The organism is Brevundimonas sp. CEF1 (assembly GCF_051353055.1).
In the GTDB taxonomy this organism is placed as follows: domain Bacteria; phylum Pseudomonadota; class Alphaproteobacteria; order Caulobacterales; family Caulobacteraceae; genus Brevundimonas.
On the sequence record NZ_CP195593.1, the window covers coordinates 1,766,681 to 1,785,435 of the forward strand.

General features: G+C 66.0%; 16 protein-coding genes. 6 read left to right on the forward strand and 10 right to left on the reverse strand.

Annotated elements, in window-relative coordinates; genetic code table 11:
• The first annotated feature begins 8 nt into the window (after window positions 1-8).
• Genes ACR9FL_RS09140 through ACR9FL_RS09150 form a run of 3 tightly spaced genes read left to right on the forward strand, consistent with a single transcriptional unit; the run spans window position 9 to window position 1,825 of the window.
• A complete protein-coding gene (locus ACR9FL_RS09140; protein ID WP_436358069.1) occupies window positions 9-779 on the forward strand; it encodes a SapC family protein in 771 nt (256 codons plus the stop codon).
• A 3-nt stretch (window positions 780-782) separates the two neighbouring features.
• Window positions 783-1,382 (forward strand): OmpH family outer membrane protein, encoded by a 600-nt coding sequence (locus ACR9FL_RS09145; RefSeq protein ID WP_436358070.1) that lies wholly within the window; start codon window positions 783-785, stop codon window positions 1,380-1,382.
• A 2-nt stretch (window positions 1,383-1,384) separates the two neighbouring features.
• A complete protein-coding gene (locus tag ACR9FL_RS09150; protein WP_436358071.1) occupies window positions 1,385-1,825 on the forward strand; it encodes a hypothetical protein in 441 nt (146 codons plus the stop codon).
• Between the two features lie 37 nt (window positions 1,826-1,862).
• On the opposite strand, the gene ACR9FL_RS09155 is transcribed toward ACR9FL_RS09150, so the two are convergent.
• Entirely contained in the window at window positions 1,863-2,588 is a 726-nt protein-coding gene (locus ACR9FL_RS09155; protein WP_436358072.1) for a LytTR family DNA-binding domain-containing protein, read from the reverse strand.
• Window positions 2,589-2,751: 163 nt separating this feature from the next.
• Here ACR9FL_RS09155 and ACR9FL_RS09160 point away from each other — a divergent pair, with 163 nt between their 5' ends.
• Window positions 2,752-4,101: an alpha/beta hydrolase family protein gene (locus ACR9FL_RS09160; RefSeq protein WP_436358073.1), complete on the forward strand. Its 1,350-nt coding sequence runs from the start codon at window positions 2,752-2,754 to the stop codon at window positions 4,099-4,101.
• Window positions 4,102-4,468: 367 nt separating this feature from the next.
• A protein-coding gene (locus ACR9FL_RS09165; protein WP_138141362.1) for an IS3 family transposase occupies window positions 4,469-5,655 on the forward strand; the annotation gives its coding sequence in 2 pieces (ribosomal slippage) (window positions 4,469-4,730 and window positions 4,730-5,655; 1,188 coding nt in all).
• Window positions 5,656-5,771: 116 nt separating this feature from the next.
• Here ACR9FL_RS09165 and ACR9FL_RS09170 read toward each other — a convergent pair.
• The 8 genes from ACR9FL_RS09170 to dusB all read right to left on the reverse strand — a co-directional run bounded on the left by ACR9FL_RS09170 (window position 5,772) and on the right by dusB (window position 16,042).
• Window positions 5,772-6,932, reverse strand: coding sequence for a site-specific integrase (locus ACR9FL_RS09170; protein WP_167349643.1), 1,161 nt, complete (start codon window positions 6,930-6,932; stop codon window positions 5,772-5,774).
• Window positions 6,933-7,154: 222 nt separating this feature from the next.
• Complete coding sequence (locus tag ACR9FL_RS09175) at window positions 7,155-8,783, reverse strand: Na+/H+ antiporter (protein ID WP_296176416.1); 1,629 nt, start codon at window positions 8,781-8,783, stop codon at window positions 7,155-7,157.
• Between the two features lie 4 nt (window positions 8,784-8,787).
• A complete protein-coding gene (gene hflX, locus ACR9FL_RS09180; RefSeq protein WP_296176418.1) occupies window positions 8,788-10,101 on the reverse strand; it encodes a GTPase HflX in 1,314 nt (437 codons plus the stop codon).
• Window positions 10,102-10,347 (reverse strand): RNA chaperone Hfq, encoded by a 246-nt coding sequence (gene hfq, locus ACR9FL_RS09185; RefSeq protein WP_105563529.1) that lies wholly within the window; start codon window positions 10,345-10,347, stop codon window positions 10,102-10,104.
• Window positions 10,348-10,454: 107 nt separating this feature from the next.
• Complete coding sequence (locus ACR9FL_RS09190) at window positions 10,455-11,315, reverse strand: D-amino-acid transaminase (protein ID WP_436358074.1); 861 nt, start codon at window positions 11,313-11,315, stop codon at window positions 10,455-10,457.
• Window positions 11,315-12,724, reverse strand: a complete 1,410-nt coding sequence (ntrX, locus tag ACR9FL_RS09195; protein WP_296176421.1) for a nitrogen assimilation response regulator NtrX — start codon at window positions 12,722-12,724, stop codon at window positions 11,315-11,317. Before ntrX ends, ACR9FL_RS09190 begins: the two co-directional genes overlap by 1 nt.
• Window positions 12,725-12,734: 10 nt before the next feature.
• Entirely contained in the window at window positions 12,735-14,990 is a 2,256-nt protein-coding gene (locus ACR9FL_RS09200) for an ATP-binding protein (RefSeq protein WP_436358075.1), read from the reverse strand.
• Window positions 14,990-16,042 carry a tRNA dihydrouridine synthase DusB gene (gene dusB, locus ACR9FL_RS09205; RefSeq protein ID WP_436358076.1) on the reverse strand — a complete coding sequence of 351 codons (1,053 nt, stop codon included), beginning with the start codon at window positions 16,040-16,042 and terminating at the stop codon, window positions 14,990-14,992. The genes ACR9FL_RS09200 and dusB overlap by 1 nt, the downstream gene beginning before the upstream one ends.
• Window positions 16,043-16,106: 64 nt before the next feature.
• On the opposite strand from dusB, the gene ACR9FL_RS09210 reads away from it, so the two are divergent.
• Window positions 16,107-17,243, forward strand: coding sequence for a bifunctional 2-C-methyl-D-erythritol 4-phosphate cytidylyltransferase/2-C-methyl-D-erythritol 2,4-cyclodiphosphate synthase (locus ACR9FL_RS09210; RefSeq protein WP_436358077.1), 1,137 nt, complete (start codon window positions 16,107-16,109; stop codon window positions 17,241-17,243).
• Here ACR9FL_RS09210 and ACR9FL_RS09215 read toward each other — a convergent pair.
• Window positions 17,240-18,544, reverse strand: a complete 1,305-nt coding sequence (locus ACR9FL_RS09215) for a diguanylate cyclase domain-containing protein (RefSeq protein ID WP_297933279.1) — start codon at window positions 18,542-18,544, stop codon at window positions 17,240-17,242. The genes ACR9FL_RS09210 and ACR9FL_RS09215 overlap by 4 nt on opposite strands.
• Window positions 18,545-18,755: the final 211 nt, after the last annotated feature.

An 18,755-nucleotide genomic window follows, 5' to 3' on the forward strand; every position in this document is an offset into this window, starting at 1 on the left:
GTATCCCCATGTCCGAGGCCTCCGCCTTGCCCCTTTTCTATCGCGATCCGCAGCCGCTCTCGGCGGCCGAGCACGGCGACTGGCGCCTGAAGGACGGTGATGTCGCCTTCGCCGCCGACACCCCCTTCGTTCCCGTGGTGGTCAGCGAGATCGCCGCCGCCGCCCGCAGCTATCCGGTCGTCTTCTCAGCCGGGGAGGGGGCGCAGCCCGTCGCCGTCCTGGGCCTGGAACAGCGCAACCTGTTCGTCGCCGGCGGTCGCTGGACCGACGAAGCCTATGTGCCGGCCTATGTCCGCCGCTATCCGTTCGGTTTCATCGCCACCGTGAACCCGGACGGTTTCGCCCTGGCTATCGACGCCGCTTCGGACCGCGTGCTCCGTGCGGGGGAGGAGGGGGCTGCCCTTTTCGAGGCCGAGCAGCCGACAAAGCTGACGCAGGACGCCATGGCCTTCTGCAATGTCTTCCAGGGCGAGGCGGACGGCACCCGCGCCTTCGGCGAGGCCCTGCGCGAACAGAATCTGCTGATCGACCGCCGCGCCGACGCCACCCTGCCTGACGGTCGCAAGTTGGGCCTGGACGGCTTCCAGGTGATCGACACGGAAAGGTTCGCAAACCTTGACGAAGCTGTCGTGCTGGACTGGCACCGTCGGGGCTGGCTGGCGCTGGTTCACTTCCATCTGGCCTCGCTGGAGCGTTTCGGCGCGCTGCTGACCCTGCAAGCGCAAGCGACGCCCCCCGCCGAGCCGGCTGACAAGCCGGCCAAATCCAAGAAAGCCTGACCCATGACCACCCGCACCTTCTTCGCCGCTTTGACCTTCGCCGCCGCCGCAAGCGCCGCCCTGCCGGCCGGCGCGCAGCAGGCTCCAGCCGCTCAGCCGCTGGGCGGGCCGGTCATTCCCGGCGTCTGCCTGCTGTCGCGTGAGGCGGTCTTCGCCAACGCCGCCGCCGGCAAGGCCGCCAGCGCCCGCCTTCAGGAACTGGCCGCCGCCGCGCAGAGCGAGATCGAGACCGAGCGTCAGCCTCTGGAGGCCGAACTGCGCGCCCTTGAAAGCCAGCCCGACAACGCCGCTCGCCGCCAGCGCGCCGAGACCCTGGCCGGCCAATGGCAGACCCTGCAGCAGAAGGCCGCCCACGCCAGTCAGGAGGTCGAGGCCACCCGCGTCAAGGCGATGGAACGCATCGCCAACGAAGCCCAGCCCGCCATCGCTCAGGTCTATGCGGCCAAGGCCTGCGGCCTGCTGTTGGACCGCAACTCGGCCTTGGGCGGCAACTTCGCCAATGACCTGACCGCCGAGGTGGTTCAGGCGCTGGACGGCCGCCTGTCGACCATCACCTTTGAACGCGAACGCCTGCCTCAGGCCGCCGCGCAACCGGCTCGATAGACATGACCGGCGCCGCTTCCCGCTCAAGAAGGTCAGGCTGGCGCGCCCTGGCGACAGGGCTGGCGGCCGCTTTCGGGATGGCGGCGCCGGCCCAGGCCCAGGTGCAGAGCCTCGCGCCAGACGCCGCCCCGGCCGCCTGGGTCGCCTATGCCGAGATCGCCACGCGCACCGTCACGACCTGGTTGGAGGAGGACGGTCCGCCGGCCTCCAACCTGCGCCTCCAACTGCACCAGACGCGCCCGGCGCCGGACCAGCCGACGCCGCCTCTGGAGCTCAAGCTCTGGATAGAGGCCGACGGCGTCGTTTCGCGCGTAGAGGCGGCACCGCCCGCCAAGGAGACGGTGAGTGTTGATCTGCAATCGTCCGTGCAAGGTCGTCGGCTAGCCCCGCCGCCGCCCGGCATGCTCCAGCCCCTGCGCCTGGCCGTTCAGTTGGAACCGTGAGCAGGGGGCTACGAGCGAATGTCCGCTTTCCCGGCCCTTAGAACCAGCCTGCCTCTTTTAACTGGACGCTGTAGGTCCGGCTGACCGGCGCCCTGAGGTCGCCGACAAGCCTTAGCTCGCCGCCGCCACGACGCCAGCGCACCGCCTCGACGGCGTCGGCCGCCACCCACCATGAGCGATGCACCTGCCACCCATGCGCCTGCGTGAGATCAGCCATCGCGTCCGAAAAGCGAAGCGTGATCAGTTCCGCGCCAGCGTCAGTGTGGACCTTCAGATAATGGTCGTGCGCCTCGACGGCGATCAGGCGTGCGTGGCGTCGTTTGGCGGACAGCCGTCGCCGGAACGCCGCCTCGGCGTCGGGCAGCGGGGGAATGACGATGGTCCGCGCCTCGATCCGCACGGGCATTCGCCGCCAGACCAGAGCCCGGACCGCCATGGCCGCCAGCATGATGGGCCATACCTGCCAGAGCAGTTGCAGGTAGACCGGCCAGCGCAAGACCTCGCCGAAGAGGAAGCACTGAATGGTCAGAACGAACAGGGCCACCAGCGGCGTCGCCAGCATCGAGATGACAGCCACGCGTTTCCACACGACGGGCAGGCGTCGGCCGAACCCTTCGTCCACGGCGATCGCAATCAGCCCGCCGCCCAGCATGCAGAGGGTCCAGTAGGCGTAGCGGATGTCGGGCGGGGCGCTGTCCGAGTCGAAGGGGCCGAGAAAACCCAGCAGCACGCCCATCGCGACGAGCATGACGATGTCGATCATCCAGCGCCGGATGCTCTCCGTCCCGAAGATGGCCTTGTCCCTGTGACCCATTCCGCCCCGTTCGCGCACCTGCGGCGCCGTTCGCGAAGTCGGGCCTAGCGAGCCCGTGCTTCCGGGGCAATGGCGTTCGGCGAGAACCCAACCTTCAGACAGGAAAAAACCCGTGTCGCAATCCTGGTTCGCCAGCGCCCTGGCCGTCATTATTCTCGCCGCCGCATTTCCCGCCACCGCTCAATTGCCCGGCGCCGACGTCGATGCACGACCGGACCCGGCCATAGCCTGCCACGTCGGGGTCTATCGCCTCGACGACGGCAGCTGGGTGGACGTGGCGCCGCTGGAGAGCCGGGGGCTTCGGTGGCGTCGGCTGGACGGGGCCACGGCGAAGATGACGCCGGACGCCGACGGACGGTGGATCAGCACCTTGGGATGGACCGCCCGCGTCGAAGGTCCGCAACCTCAGCTTGGGGCCTGTGACGAGGGACGGATGGAGTTTGAAGGGAAGGGCGGTCGCCGCGTGACCCTGCATGCCCAGAACACCACCTTCATCGGTCAGGGCGGGACCCGTCTGAACGGGCGCCTGATCCTGCCGCCGGGCGATGGCCCGGTGCCCATCATGGTCGAGGTGCATGGCTCTGAAGGCGCCAATGCGCTGGACTTCAATCCCTTCCAGAGGTTCGCGCCCGCCTCCGGCGTCGGCGTCTTCGTCTACGCCAAGCGCGGCTCGGGCGGATCGGAGGGGCGCTATACGCAAGACTTTCACGTCCTGGCTGAAGACGCAGCCGCGGCGGTGCGGGAGGCTCGTCGTCTGGCCGGGGCGCGGGCAGGGCGGGTGGGTCTGCACGGCGCCAGCCAGGGCGGCTGGATCGCGCCGCTCGCCGCCAGCCAAACGCCTGTCGACTTCGTCACCGTGGGCTTCGGCCTGGCCTATGGGGCCCTGTCGGAAGACAGCGATCAGGTGGTTCTGGACCTCAAGGCCAAGGGCTGGGGCCCCGAGGTGCTCGAACAGGCCCGCGCGATCACCGACGTCACCAGCGCCTTCATCGCTTCGCACGGCCAGATAGGCTTTGGCGACTTGGAGGCGGTGCGGACCCGCTATGGCGCCGAGCCCTGGTTCGCGGACATCAAGGGCGAGTTCACCGGCTTCCTGCTGAACACGCCGAACGATCAGATCATCGCCATGGCCCCCGTCCTCGATCTGGGGACCTCATGGGACTACGATCCCCTGCCGGTGCTGAGCCGTCTAGACACGCCCATGTTGTGGATTCAGGCCGAAGACGATATTGGCGCCCCGCCGGACGCCACGCGTCAGCGGCTCATTGATCTAGCGGCTCAGGGCCGACCGGTGACCCTGCTGGAATATCCTGACACTGACCACGGCATCGTCCGCTTCGAAACCGCGCCGGACGGCGCCAGGACGGCGCTCGGCTATGCTCCCGGCTATATTATCAGGCGGTGCTGGACTGGGCGCGGACGGGGCAGTTGGACGGGGCCTATGGCGACGGGCGCATTCTAGCGCGCGGCGCGCGGTAGAGCGCCAGACCAAACCGTCATTTCGATTTCACCACAGCATGCTGAGTTGATTGACTTCTGCTCTCCCGTTTCCGCTACCGATCCGCGAGAAACGGGGAGAGAGCATTGTTCTCGGGCTATGGGCGTTCCGTGACTCTGATCGTTCCGCCTCATCAGCCGCACGCAGCTCTCTAGTCTACTTGGGCTTGAGCTCACGTTGCTGTCAGCGCTCCTGAATCGTCAGACTCCAACTCGCTGAATTCCATAGAACTGCAGGTTCCTAGTTCATTGGATTCCAAGCGGCCGGTGACGTGCCCCTGAGAATTTCCTCCACGCGGAGCTAGAGTCCGGCCCTTGAAAGGACGGACGGAATGAAACGAGCGAGATTCACGGAAGAGCAGATCATCGGGATCCTGCGGGAGAACGAGGCCGGCGCCAAAGCGGGCGAGCTGGCGCGCAAGCACGGCGTGTCGGAGGGCACGATCTACGCCTGGAAGGCCAAGTTCGGCGGGATGAGCGTGTCGGACGCCCAGCGCCTGCGCGCCCTGGAAGACGAGAACGGCCGGCTGAAACGTCTGCTGGCCGACGCCATGCTCGACAAGGCGGCGCTGAATGATCTGCTCTCAAAAAAGTGGTAAGGCCCGCGGCGATGCGCCAGGCCGTCGCCCATCTGAAGGCGGCGTTCGGCGTCAGCGAGCGGCGGGCCTGCTCCATCATCAAGGCCGATCGCAAATCGGTGCGCTATCGCTCCTGCCGTCAGCCGGACACGGCGCTGCGGGAGCGGCTACGCGCGCTGGCTGTGGAGCGGCGACGGTTCGGCTATCGGCGGCTGTTCGTGCTGCTGCGACGTGAGGGTGAGGCCTCGGGCAAGAACCGGATCTACCGGCTCTATCGCGAGGAAGGCCTGACGGTGCGCAAGCGCCGCTCACGTCGTCGCGCCATAGGCACGCGGGCGCCGATCCTGGTCGAGGCCAGGCCGAACGCCCGCTGGTCGCTGGACTTTGTGCACGACCAGTTCGCCACGGGCCGCCGCTTCCGCATTCTCAACGTGGTCGACGACGTCACCCGCGAGTGCCTGGCGGCGATCCCCGACACCTCGATCTCGGGACGCCGCGTCGCGCGAGAGCTGACAGCGCTGATCTCTCGGCGGGGCCGTCCTGCCATGATCGTCAGCGACAACGGCACGGAGTTTACGTCCACGGCCATCCTGGCCTGGGCGCAGGATCAAGGCGTCGACTGGCACTACATCGCGCCGGGCAAGCCGACCCAGAACGGGTTTGTGGAATCCTTCAACGGGCGGATGCGCGACGAACTGTTGAACGAAAGCCTGTTCTTCGGCCTCGACCACGCCCGCCAGAAGGTCGCCGCCTGGGCGCTGGACTACAACACCCGCCGGCCGCATTCATCGATCGGCTACCTCACCCCGGAGGCTTTTGCCGCCAGTCTGACCGCAACAGGCCGACCCGCTGCGCAGGATGAAAGCTGCGCGGTCCGGCCTGTTGCTCATCCCACGCTGCGAGGCGTAACTAACCCAAGGACTCTGGTCGCCGCTGGATGAAAATTCAGGGGCACGTCAGCCGTAACGATCCCTGTACCTGACCAAGGGCGGCATGGCCGGCAAAGCAGGGAGGGGAGGGGGCTGTTGATCGAGCGGAAAAAGTGAATACTGCACCACTAGCTCCACACTCCGCTTCGCAACGCTGCCAGAGTGTCATCGAAACTTTCGTTCCACATCTTCGCGTAGCGCGGCTCGAAGAATGCGCGAGCATAGTGAAATGGCATTTCTGAACCTGGAGCCCACCCCATAAAGGGACGAATCCTGCGCCCTATTTCCTCAAACTCCATCCCGCCCTCCGAAAATCGTTGATACCTGACTACAGCTGCTGTGTGTCGAAGCGAGTGGGGCGAGAGTTGGTCATTAGCTCGCGCGGCCAAGGCATTGCGCGCCTGAGCAGAAAGACTCCGTTTTATCTTCAGGAATATCTCATTGAGAGACTGCTTGGATATCGGAGCCCCTTCCTGCGAAGAGAATAGGTACCCATGCGCCGGGTCACCGCGATAATGAACGATATAGTTGTCAATCGCTGCTGTAAGTGCTCTCGACAGCGGCAGGTCGCGGCTTGCCCAATGGTTCTTCAGTTGCGGTGAACTGGATCGTCGATCTTCGTGCTCTGGCGGGCGAATACTGACCCAAAATACCTGTTCTCCCGTGCGAAAATCGAACTCATTCTGAAGGCTATCGGGTGTAAGAAGAAGCAATTCACTGCGACGCAAGCCAAGCTGGAATAGCATTAGAGCCATGGCATAATTCCGCCACCGATTTGTCTCAGTGCGAAACGGATTTCTCTCGCTGTCGGGGTTCACGATGTCAAACACATCTTCTAGGACAATGGCAGGCAAGGACTTTACTTGGATCGACGCAGTAGCTGCTTTTGGCTGGGCGCGTAGCTGCGAATAGGAGCGCTGAAGACGCTGCAGGTCCTTCGATAGATCTCGAGGATCGGCCCCGTTAATCATACTTAGGACACCGAACACGAAGCGCCTTTGGAGCGCCCAACGCTTCTCCGGCGCCGTTTGAGACTGATGACCTAACAAGGCTGAGGACAGTACGCGTTGGATAGCGTTGAGATCCGCAGCAACAAGCGCTCGATCGAGGTCGACTGGCGGATTCAGGCGTTCAGCATCATGATAGAGTTGGGATATAGCAAAGGCATGTTTTTCGCGCGTCGCGATGGCCTGGTGTGCGTTGAGAAAATCAAGCCATATCGTTGCGGCATACCGAGGTAGCCCGAGCGCATCGGTGCATACTGGACCGCGCAAGGATGCTGGGATCAAACTCATACGCCAAAACACACAACCAACCGTAGCTGTCGTAGCTTCAGCAGGATTAGACGGGAATGATCAAGGGCATACGTGTCGAATGGAGCCCGCCCAAGCCCAAGCTGCTGCGCTGTTTTGAATGGCTGCGCAGCTTGGGCTTGAGCTCATGTTGCAACGGAAATGAACTTGGTCGGCCTTCGCATAATATATCTTAGGCGATGTATCGACATCCTCCTCCTAGACGTAGCGCAGTTCTTGTAAGTCGACTTCACGGATCAGCTTCCGCGTCGTTTCCTCATCGACGAGGCGCATGCGTCCAAGGCGGACCAGCTCAGCGCGTTCGGCGGCCAGTCCAGCCAGTCTGAGATGACGTTCGATCTCGTCCGCTTGACGGGCCAGCGTGACGTCGTCGCCCTCGACATGGGTGCGCGTCTCGATGCGGTGGCGGTAAATCTCCATCAGTCGAGCTGCTGTTTCGGCATAGAGGTCCGGATTGCTCTTGCCCTCGGCCATGGCGTGTTGGGTGTCTTCGATGGCCCGCATGGCGGCGGATGCCGCGGCAATGCGTGAACGGTCCTCTTCCTCGAGGTGGGACGGCTCAGGCGGCAGTTCGATGCCCTTCAGCAGCCGCGGCAAGGCGACGGTGGCCAGGACCAGGGAGACGACGATGACCCCGGCCGCCAGGAAGATGGCCAGGTTGCGCGCCGGCATGGGTGAGCCGTCGCCCAGGACAAACGGCAGGGTCAGGATGCCGGCCAGGGTAATGGCGCCACGCACCCCCGCCAACGACATGACCGCCACCAATCGCCAGCCGACCTTGGGCGGCGCACTCTTGCCGCGCCTGCGAAACAGGGTGAATTTCAATGAGGTCCACACCCAGACGAAACGCAGGGCCGCCAGCGCCGCCACGATGGCGAAGACATAGACCGCCAGCCACCAGATTTCCTTGTGCTGGGTGGTCTGAATGACCTCGGCCGCTCGCGCCATGATCGACGGCATCTGCTCACCCAGGATGACGAAGATCAGGCCATTGGCGACGAACTGCACCGTGTCCCAGACGACCGCGCGGCGGATGCGGGTGGCCGCCATGGCCGAGCCCTGACGCTCGGTGAAGCTCATGGTCACGCCGGCAGCCACAGCCGCCAAAATGCCGGAGGCGTGAATGGTTTCGGCCGCCAGATAGGCGGCGAAAGGCATCAGCAGGCTGATCAGAATCTGACCGCCGACGTCCTCGCCCCAGCGGCGGCTGATCCAGCTTTTCAGCAGACCAATAGCCAAGGTGATGACGATGCCGACCGCGACGCCTGCCAAGGCGAGCCAGGCAAAGGTCCCGAAAGCATTGGTCAGGGAAAAGGCGCCGGTCGTCGCGGCGATCACGGCGATGCGCATGCAGGTCAGGCCGGTCGCGTCGTTCAACAACGACTCGCCTTCCAGAATATGCATAAGCCGTTTGGGGATCGGCGACCGCGAGGCGATGGCTGACACGGCGATGGGATCGGTCGGCGACAGGATAGCCGCCAGGGCAAAGGCCACGGCCAGCGGCATGGCCGGGATCATCCAGTGGATCAGGAAGCCCAACCCCACCACGGTAAAGACCACCAGCCCCAGCGCCAGTTCCAGAATGACCACCCGATCCCGGAACAGGGCCTCCTTCGGAATGCGCCAGCCGTCCACGAACAGCAGAGGCGGCAGGAACAACAGGAAGAAGATGTCGGGCCGCAGGTCCACGGCCTCGCCCGTGATCATCACCACCCCGGCGCCGAGGGCGATCTGCACCAGAGGCAGGGCGATCCGTGTGATCCGCGCCACCCATCCTGACAGCACAACGGCCAGCAGCAGGAACAGGATGGTCTCGATCAGGTGCATAGGCTCAGTCGATGATGTCTGGGTAGAGACGCTCCAGCCGTCCCAACGCCGACGGATGCAGGCGCACGACCAGATGGGTCCGCCCTTCGGCGTCCGTGTCGCGGAAGGTCACGCGGCCGTTTTCGTATAGCCAGGCCAGGGCCTCGCCCTGATGCGGCTGCAGCGTCAGGCGGGTCTCGGGGTCATCATCGATCAGGCCCGCGATGGCCTCACGCAGGGCCTCGATGCCCTCGCCGGTCCAGGCGGAGACGGCGACCGCCCTGCCCTCGCGCGCCAGACGCTCGGCCTGGCCTAGCACAGCCTCGCGCACGTCGGCGTCCAGCAGGTCGGTCTTATTCCAAACTTCAAGGATGCGGCGGGTCTTGCCCTCAGGCGTCGGAATCTGCTCCAGCACCGCCTCGACGTCCTTGGCCTGGGCGTCGCTGTCGGGCGATGCGATGTCGCGGACGTGCAGGATCAGGTCGGCCTCGCCCACCTCTTCCAGCGTGGCGCGGAAGCTCTCGACCAGTTCGTGCGGCAGGTCGGAGATGAAGCCCACGGTGTCGGCGATGATGGCCGGGCGCCCCTGCGGCAGGCGAATGGTGCGCTGCGTCGTGTCCAGAGTGGCGAACAACAGGTCCTTGGCGAAGACCTCGGAGCCGGTCAGCCGATTGAACAGCGTCGACTTGCCCGCATTGGTGTAGCCGACCAGGGCCACTGACGGGAAAGGCACCTTCTTGCGCGCCTTGCGGTGCAGGCCGCGCGTGCGGCGCACCTCTTCCAGTTCGGCCTTCAACCGGACGATGCGGTCGGCGATCAGACGCCGGTCCAGTTCGATCTGGGTCTCGCCGGGGCCGCCGGTCGAGCCGGTGCCGCCGCGTTGGCGCTCCAGGTGGGTCCAGGTGCGGACCAGGCGCGAGCGTTCATAGTCCAGACGCGCCAGTTCGACCTGCAGCCGGCCTTCCTTGGTGCGTGCGCGGCGTCCGAAGATTTCGAGGATCAGGCCGGTGCGGTCGATGACCTTCACCTCCCACGCCTTCTCCAGATTGCGCTGCTGCACCGGCGACAGGTCATCGTCGACGACGACCGCCTCAGCGTCGGCGGCGCGGACCAGGGCGGCCAGTTCCTCGACCTTGCCGGACCCGAACAGGGTCGCGGGCGCAGTCGAGCGCAGGCGCACGATCTCTTCGGCGCGCACGTCAAGGTCCAGCGCGCGGGCCAGGCCAGCGGCTTCCTCGAGGCGTTCAGAGGCAAGCCTGGGGCTGTCCGAACGACGGTCGGGGTGGATGACGACCGCTCGGATCAGCGGAACGGCGTGGTCGATAAGCTTGGAGGTCAATCAGTCTTCTTCGGCGTCGGGCTCGTACATCTGCACGGGCGCGGACGGCATGATGGTCGAGATGGCGTGCTTGTAGACGAGCTGCGACTGGCCATCGCGACGCAGCAGCACACAGAAGTTGTCGAACCAGGTCACAATACCCTGCAGCTTGACGCCATTGACCAGGAAGATGGTCAGCGGGGTCTTGGTCTTGCGGACGCTGTTGAGGAAGGTGTCCTGAAGGTTCTGGCGTTTGTCTTGCGACATGGCAGGTTGGTCCTGTTCTTGGTTCTTTTTCGCCGGCCAAGGCAGCCGGTGCGGACTCGTCGGTCCGCACACAACCTTAGACGCGGCTTCGCAGTCGCGGCAACGCCCTAAATGGCCTCTCTACGCGCCTGTTCAAGATAGACCTCGCGCAGGCGGGTCGCGACCGGGCCCGGCTTGCCGTCCGCGATCTTTGTCCCGTCCAGTGAAACGATAGGCATGACGAAGGAACTGGCGGCTGTGACGAAGACCTCCTTGGCGCGCTTGGCTTCGTCGACGCTGAACGGACGCTCGTCCAATTCGATGCCCTCGACCTCGGCCAGCTTCAGGATCGCCGTGCGGGTGATGCCACGCAGGATGTTGGCCTGGGTGTCGCGGGTCCGCAGCTTGCCGTTCTCATCGACGATCCAGGCATTGGTGGACGAGCCTTCGGTCACCAGCCCCATGTCATCGACCATCAGGCACTCATAGGCGCCCTTCTCGCGCGCCGCCTGCTTGGCCAGGACGTTGGGCAGAAGACCCACGGTCTTGATGTCGCAACGCCCCCAGCGGATGTCAGGCATGGTCACGCCCGCCGCGCCCTTGGCGGCCAGAGCCTCGCCCTTGGCCAGGTCGATGGTCTTGGAGGTGACTATGACGCTGGGCGGCGTGTCCTTCGGGAAGGCGTGATCGCGCGGCGAGGTCCCGCGCGTGACTTGGAGATAGACGATGCCGTTGCGCACCCGATTACGGCGGATGGTCTCCTTCAGCACGCGTTCCAGGGCCTGGGCGGTCATCGGGATCGGGATGCGAAGCTCGGTCAGGCTGCGGGCCAGACGTGTCATGTGGCCGTCGAAATCGGCCAGCTTGCCGTCGAACACCGACCAGACCTCATAGACGCCGTCGGCGAACTGGAAGCCGCGATCCTCGATGTGGACCGTGGCGCCGTTGTGGGCCTGATAGGTCCCGTTGACGTAGGCGATCCTGGACATCAGGCGCCCTCTCCTTCTTCGTCTTCGCCGCCGCGAGCGGGTGAAACGCCCAGCGACTTCAGTTTGCGGTGCAGTGCGGATCTTTCCATGCCGATGAAGGCGGCCGTGCGCGAGATATTTCCGCCGAAACGCATGATTTGCGCCGCCAGATAGTCGCGCTCGAACACTTCGCGCGCCTCACGCAGGGGCAAGGCGATGATGCGATCGGCGCCCAGCGACGAGGCGCCGCCCGACGAAGCCACTTCCTGCGGCAGCATGTCGGCAGTGATCGGCTCGTCCGGGTCTCCGGTGGCCAGGATCAGCAGGCGCTCAACGTTGTTGCGCAGCTGACGCACGTTGCCGGGCCAGGGGTGGACCTGCAGCACGGCCAGGGCGTCGTCGGCGACCCGACGATGCGGCAAGCCCTGTGACGCCGAGAGGCTATCGACAAAATACTCGATCAGTTCGCTGATGTCCTCGCGCCGCTCGGACAGGGGCGGAACCCGGATCGGCACGACGTTCAGCCGGTGGAACAGGTCCTCGCGGAACCGCCCCTCGGCGATTTCGATTTTCAGGTCGCGCGCGGTCGAGGTAACGACGCGGACATCGACCTGAACGTCCTGTTCGCCGCCGACACGCCGGAAACGCTGCTCGACCAGGACGCGCAGGATGCGGCTCTGGCTCTCGCGCGGCATGTCGCCCACGTCGTCCAGATAGAGGGTGCCGTTGTGAGCGCGCTCGAACACGCCGATCTTGCGTGGACGGCCGTCACCGCCCTCTTCCCCGAACAGTTCGACATCCAGACGCTCCGGCGTCATGCCGGCGGCCGAGATGGCGACGAACTCGGACTTGGCGCGCGGGCTGGCGTCGTGGATCTGACGGGCGACCAGTTCCTTGCCTGAGCCGGGAGGACCCGAGATCAGCACGCGGCTGTTGGCCGGGGCCACCTTGGCGATGGTGCCGCGCAGCAGTTGTGCCGCCGCAGACTTCCCGATCAGGCCGGTCGGAGCCATGGTCTGGGCGCGCAGACGCCGGTTCTCACGCTTCAACGAGGCCGCTTCCAATGCGCGCTCGACGACGACCACCAGTCGGTCCGACTTGAACGGCTTTTCGATGAAGTCATAGGCGCCGCGTTTCAGGGCGCTGACGGCGGTTTCGATGTTGCCGTGACCCGAGATCATGACGACCGGCAGGTCCTCGTCCAGGCCCTTGACTACATCCAGCAGCTCCAGCCCATCCAGACCGCCGCCCTGCATCCAGATGTCGAGCACCGCCAGCGACGGCTTGCGCGCCCGGATCGCGGCCAGGGCCTCGTCCGAGTTGGCGGCCACGCGAACCGAATGGCCTTCATCTTCAAGCAGGCCCGAGACCAGCTCGCGGATGTCCGCTTCGTCGTCCACGACCAGAATGTCAGCACCAGTATTTCGCATGACGCCTCTCTTACTCCGCCGCTCGCGCCGCGCCGGGGGCACGGTGAGCAGCCTTGCTGTCTTGGGTCAGGGGGAAGGTCAGGCACACCCGCGCGCCCGCCAAAGTCTCGGCGTCGGCCAGCTTCAGCTCGCCGCCGTGGTCTTCACAGATGCGCTTGACGATGGCCAGGCCCAGCCCTGTGCCCTTCTCGCGCGTCGTGACATAGGGTTCGGTCAGCCGGTCACGATCCTTGGCCGGCAGACCCACGCCATCGTCTTCAATAGCGAAGGTGGCGATCCCGCTGTCGATCGTCAGTCGGGCGATGATGCCGGTTGCACCGGCTGCTGTCGGTTCGCGCAACCGCTTGGCGCTTACCGCCTCGCCCGCATTCTTCAGAATATTGGCCAAGGCCTGCCCGACCATGCGGCCGTCACATTGCAGCACGACGTCCGGCAGGGGCTCGATCAACTCGACGCCGATGTCCGCCGCCGCGACGCGCTGAGCGAAGACCGCCTCGCGTAGCATCTCGGCCGGGTTCTCACGGGCGAAGCGCGGCGCAGGCATGCGGGCGAAGGACGAGAACTCGTCCACCATCCGGCCGATGTCGCCGACCTGACGGATGATGGTCTCGGTGCAACGATCGAAGACCTCGACGTCATCGCCGACCTGAGAGCGGTATTTGCGACGCAGGCGTTCCGCCGACAGCTGGATCGGCGTCAGGGGGTTCTTGATCTCGTGGGCAATGCGACGGGCCACGTCACGCCAGGCGGCGTTACGCTGGGCCGTCACCAGGCGGGTGATGTCGTCGAAGGTGAGCACCATCTCGCCGCCCTGCCCGCCCTCGATGCGGACCCGCAGGCGGCGCGTCTCGCCGTCGCGGCTGACGTCGATGTCTTCCTCGATGTGGGCCTCGGCGCGCTCCGACAGCTCCGCCAATTCCGGCGCGACCTCGCCCAAAAGCCGCCCCTGAACATCCGTCTCGCTGATGGCTAGAAGTTGGCTGGCGCTGTCGTTGATGGCCGAGATTCGCCCCAGTCGGTCCAGGCCGATGACCCCGGCGCTGACGCCTGACAGCACGGTCTCGATGAACCGGCTGCGACCCTGGGCGTCGTCGCTGGCGGCCTTCAGCGCGGCCTGCTGGGTCATGATGTCCCCGGTCATCCGATTGAAGGCCTCGGACAGGACGACCAGTTCGCTGGGCGCTCCGGCATTGTCGACGCGCGCGCTCAAGTCGCCACCGGACACCTGATCCGCCGCCTTCACCAGCCGACCAATGGGCGCTGAGATCGAACTGGCCGCCGACATGGCCAGCCAGACGGCGCCAACCAGGACCAGAAGCGCCGTTTCCAGATAGCTGAGGGCGAAGGCCGCCTGAATCCGCGCCCTGCTTTCCTCGGCGGCTCGATAGGCTGCGATGGATTCCTCGCCGTTGCGCATCCGCTGTATCAGCCCCGGCGCCAGCGGCCGCACGACATAGAGGTAGGCGTGACCATAGTCAGGCAAGGGATAGAGCGCCCGCACCATGTCGGGGTTTTCGGTTACGGTCGTCGGCGCCACCTCGCCGGCGGCCACGGTCTCGAAGGCCTCACGCGGCGGTGCGACATAGGGCGGCGCGCCCGGCTGTTCGCCGCTGGCCAGAACCTCGCCGTCGCTGTTCAGGATATAGAGGGCTGGATAGCCGAAGAAGTCGCCGATCTGGGCCAGGGCCCGCGAGAACTGGATGCGGTTGTCGAACAGGCCGCGCACGCCGCCCAGTTCGGTGGACATGGTCTCCAGATCCACCTCCAGCCCCGCGCCGACGTCGGCGACATAGGCTCGGCCGATCTCGGCGCCGTTCTCGACCGCCGAGCGGACATTGGTGCTGAACCACTGATCCACACCCCGATTGACCAGAACGCCGAAGACAAGCGCGATCAGAACCGCCGGAACGACCGCCACCAGAGAAAACAGGGTGACGAAACGAAGATGCAGGCGCGCGCCCGGATCGTTTCGGTTTCGCATCAGACGCACCACCCGCACGCCGATGACCGCAGCCAAGCCGCCAATCAGCACCAGATTGGCCAGAAGGACGAACAGAACGAATTGGCTGGCCGCAGTACGGGCGTCTCCACCCGCCGTCGCCCCCGGCGCGATGGCCACCAGCCAGATCGCCGCCGCTGTAATCAAAAAGGCGACAGCGTAGGCCGCCACGAAAAGGGCCCGGGCGCGACCGCTGGCCAAACGCCCCCAGAGCGAGCGCTCGGGGTCGTGACCTTCAGTAGTCTGCGCGGCGGGGAGGTCCGTCATTACCTCGCAGCTTCAACCAGCTGTGGCAGGTTTTCAACACCGGAGTTGCTGAATTGATCCACCGCAGGTCGCCAAAGCGATGAAAGCGCCTGTTCGACCTCCAGCGGCGTCTCCAGACGACACAGTCGCGCCTTGGCGGCGCGCCGCTCCAGCGGGTCTTCCGGCCATGGCGCCTGCTCGATGTACCAGCCCAGATGCTTGCGGAACATCTTGAGCCCCAACGGCAAGCCGTAGAAGGCGACCGACCCGCGTAAATGTTCGAGGACGATAGCCAGCCGCTCTTCGCGCCCTGGTTCCGTAAGACGCGCTCCGTCCGCCAGGGCCCGCTCCAGGTGGGCCGCCAGCCACGGCCGGCCATAGACGCCTCGACCCAGCATCAGACCGTCTGCGCCAGACAGGGTCAGCGCCTCCCTCGCCTGTTCCGCCGTGATAATGTCGCCGTTGACGATGACCGGAATGGACACGGCCTGCTTGACCTTGGCCACAGCCTCCCAGTCGGCGGCGCCAGTGTAGAACTGCTTGCGGGTGCGTCCGTGCACGGTGACCGCCGCGACACCCAGGTCCTCGGCCCGTCGCGCCAGATCGGCGGCATTGTGACTGTTTTCATCCCAGCCCAGGCGCATCTTGACCGTGACAGGACGGTCCACCGCCGTCACGACCGCCCCCATGATGGCCGCCGCCCGATCCGGGGTGCGCATCAGAGCCGAACCGCAGGCCGCGCCGGTCACTTCCTTGGCCGGGCAGCCGAAATTCAGGTCGATGATGTCCGCGCCGGCCTTCTCGGCCATGCGCGCGCCCTCGGCCATGGCGGCGGGATCGCCGCCGACCAATTGGATCACCGTCAGCGGCAAACCGCCGCCCACGGCCGCGCGCCGCACCACGTCGGGCCGTCCGCGCGCCAGTTCCGCCGAGGCCACCATTTCGGTCGCGACATAGGTCGCGCCCAGCTTCGAGGCGAGCACGCGGAACGGCAGGTCGGTGATCCCGGTCATCGGGGCCATCAGCACCCGCCCGGCGATCCGCACGTCTCCGATTTGCAATCCTGCGTTCATATGGCCCTTACCGCCGACTGTTGAGCCTCTCGTCAAGCGGAACTGGGGCGCTTAGAAGGCCGATATGGGATTTGCAGCAATCGTGGTGGCGGCCGGCTCGGGCTCCAGAGCCGGCGGAGACAAGCAATGGCGAGCCGTCGGCGACCGGCCGATGGTGCGCTGGTCGGTTGAAGCTCTGCTCGCGGCGGGCGCCGATTCGGTCATCGTCGTGATCGCGCCAGGCGCAGAGACACGCGCCGCCGAGGCCTTGGCCGGCCTCTCTGGCTGGCAGGCCGTCGTGGGCGGCGCCACGCGCGCCGCGTCGGTGCAGGCTGGCCTGGCCGTGCTTGAACAGCCCGACGACATGCCTGTCCTGATCCATGACGCGGCCCGCCCCTTCCTCAGCGCCACTGTGATCGAACGCCTGCTGGACGCCCTGAATGACGCCGAAGGCGCCCTGCCCGCCCTGCCGGTGGCCGACAGCCTGCGTCGCGGCGTAGAAGGCCTCGTGATCGGCGGCGTCGAGCGCGACGGCCTGTGGCGCGCCCAGACCCCGCAAGCCTTCCGCCTGAAGACCATCTGCGACGCCTATGCCGCCTGGACGGACACGGAGGCGCCGACCGATGAGGCCGCAGTCGTCGAGCGCGCCGGCGGCCGCGTGCGTCTGGTCGAAGGCGACGCCCGATTGATGAAACTGACCTACCCCGAGGATTTCTCCATGGCCGAAGCCCTGCTGCCCAAGACCTTCCGCACGGGCCAGGGCTTTGACGTGCATCGCTGGGGGCCGGGAACCTCGGTCTGGCTGTGCGGCGTCGAGATCCCGCATGACCAGACGCTGATCGGCCATTCCGATGCCGATGCAGGCCTGCACGCCCTGACCGACGCGATTCTGGGCGCCATCGCCGAGGGCGATATAGGCGACCATTTCCCGCCGACCGACCCGCGATGGAAGGGCGCTTCGTCTGACCGTTTCCTGGTCTATGCGGCCGAACGGGTGACCGCGCGCGGCGGTCGGATCGTCAATGTCGACGTCACCCTGATCTGCGAGCAACCCAAGGTGAAGCCGCATCGTCAGGCCATGCGCGAACGGCTGGCCGAACTGCTCTCGCTTCCGCTGGATGCGGTCAGCGTCAAGGCGACGACGACCGAGGCCTTGGGCTTCACCGGGCGCGGCGAAGGCCTTGCGGCCCAGGCCGCCGTGTCGGTGGAATTGCCCGCCTAGACCTTGGCCAGATCGGCGGACGCCCGCTCCAGAACGGCGGCCGGCGTTTCGCCGTCCTGCATCTCGGCCACGCCGACATCGAATTCCACCACGAAGGGTGAACGGTCCTTGCCTGCGTCGAAAGCCGTGCAGGCGATGACCGCCGAGATCCGCTCGGCTGCCTGTCGCGCCGCCGCAGCGCCGGTGGCCGGCAACACCAGGGCGAACAACTCCGGCCCCAGACGCGCCGCCGTGTCCTCGACCCGCACCAGGCGCGACACCATGGCCCCGATCTGCGGCATGGCGCGTTCCAGCCAGCCGCCGCCGCGCGACTGGACGACGGGGTCGCTGTCGGACACCCGCAGAACGCAGACCGACAGAGCGCGATTGCGCGACCGCGCGCCCTCCGCCAACCGCGCCAGATGCGAGGCGAAAAGGTCCCGGCTGAACAGGCCCGTGGCGGGGTCCATCAGGTCGGAGCCGCGCACGGAGTCCAATGCCCGGCGGATGGCCTGACGACGGCGATGGTTGCGCGCCAGGGCCAGGACCCGCTCAGCGGTCTCATCCTCCGGCGTTTCCGCTGCCGCCACGTCGGCAAAGCCCCGACGGAACAGATCGGCCAGTTCAACCTCGCCGGCGCCGCGCAGATAGAGGATCAGGGGAATATGATAGAGACGCGTGTTCCGTTTCATCCCCGAGGCGATCGACAGGGCCGGCGCATGTTCCTGCCCGCCCCACAGCACGGCGGCGTCAAACGCGCGCTCATGCAGGTAATCAAATGCGGTATAGGGCGTCGGGGCGGCGACGACCTCGGCCCCCGCCGCCGACAGGGCGTTGGACATGGCCAGGAAGCGACGATCCGCTGCCCCCGCCGTCAGAATTTGCAGTGAAGTCTCGCCCGTGTCGGGCGCTTGCAGCGTGACGCCGTGGGCGGCGAAGGTCGCCTGCCTCAAGCGGAATTCTTCTTCAGCGATCCCTGCCCGCGTCAGTTGCTCCAGACGCAGGGCGGCCTGTGCTGGATGCGGCGGCGACGACATTGTGAGATCAGCGTCATGCCCTTCGGCCGCGCCGGCGCCGACCATGAGGACCGGCAGATAACGCGGTGAAGCGGCTTCTCGCAGTCGCTCTACGACCTGCCTACCCTCAAGGCCCGGCAAGGCCACGACGGCGGCATCCACGCTCAAATCCTGCAAGGCATGCGCAGCGGCATCGAGCGTCCGCGCCGTCATGGTGGACCACCCCAGCCTGTCCAACCCCTCGCACAGCGGGCCGATCAGGGCGTCATCAACAGCGACGACCAGTACGCGCGGATCGGAATCCAAAAACTCTCTCCTAGCAGCCCGGTCGGTTCCCCCCCGAAGCCGATGTTCCGAACTCTACCGATGATACCGACACCGCCCCGTCTCGCAATGGGGCCGACGCCGACGGTGTTACAAATTAAGTGACGTCCGCAAAGGGTATCGCCGCACGTCGAATGAGGTTAATCGGTCGCTTTGACGACTGCCGAGGCCTCTGGCTTGAATCCACAATCCC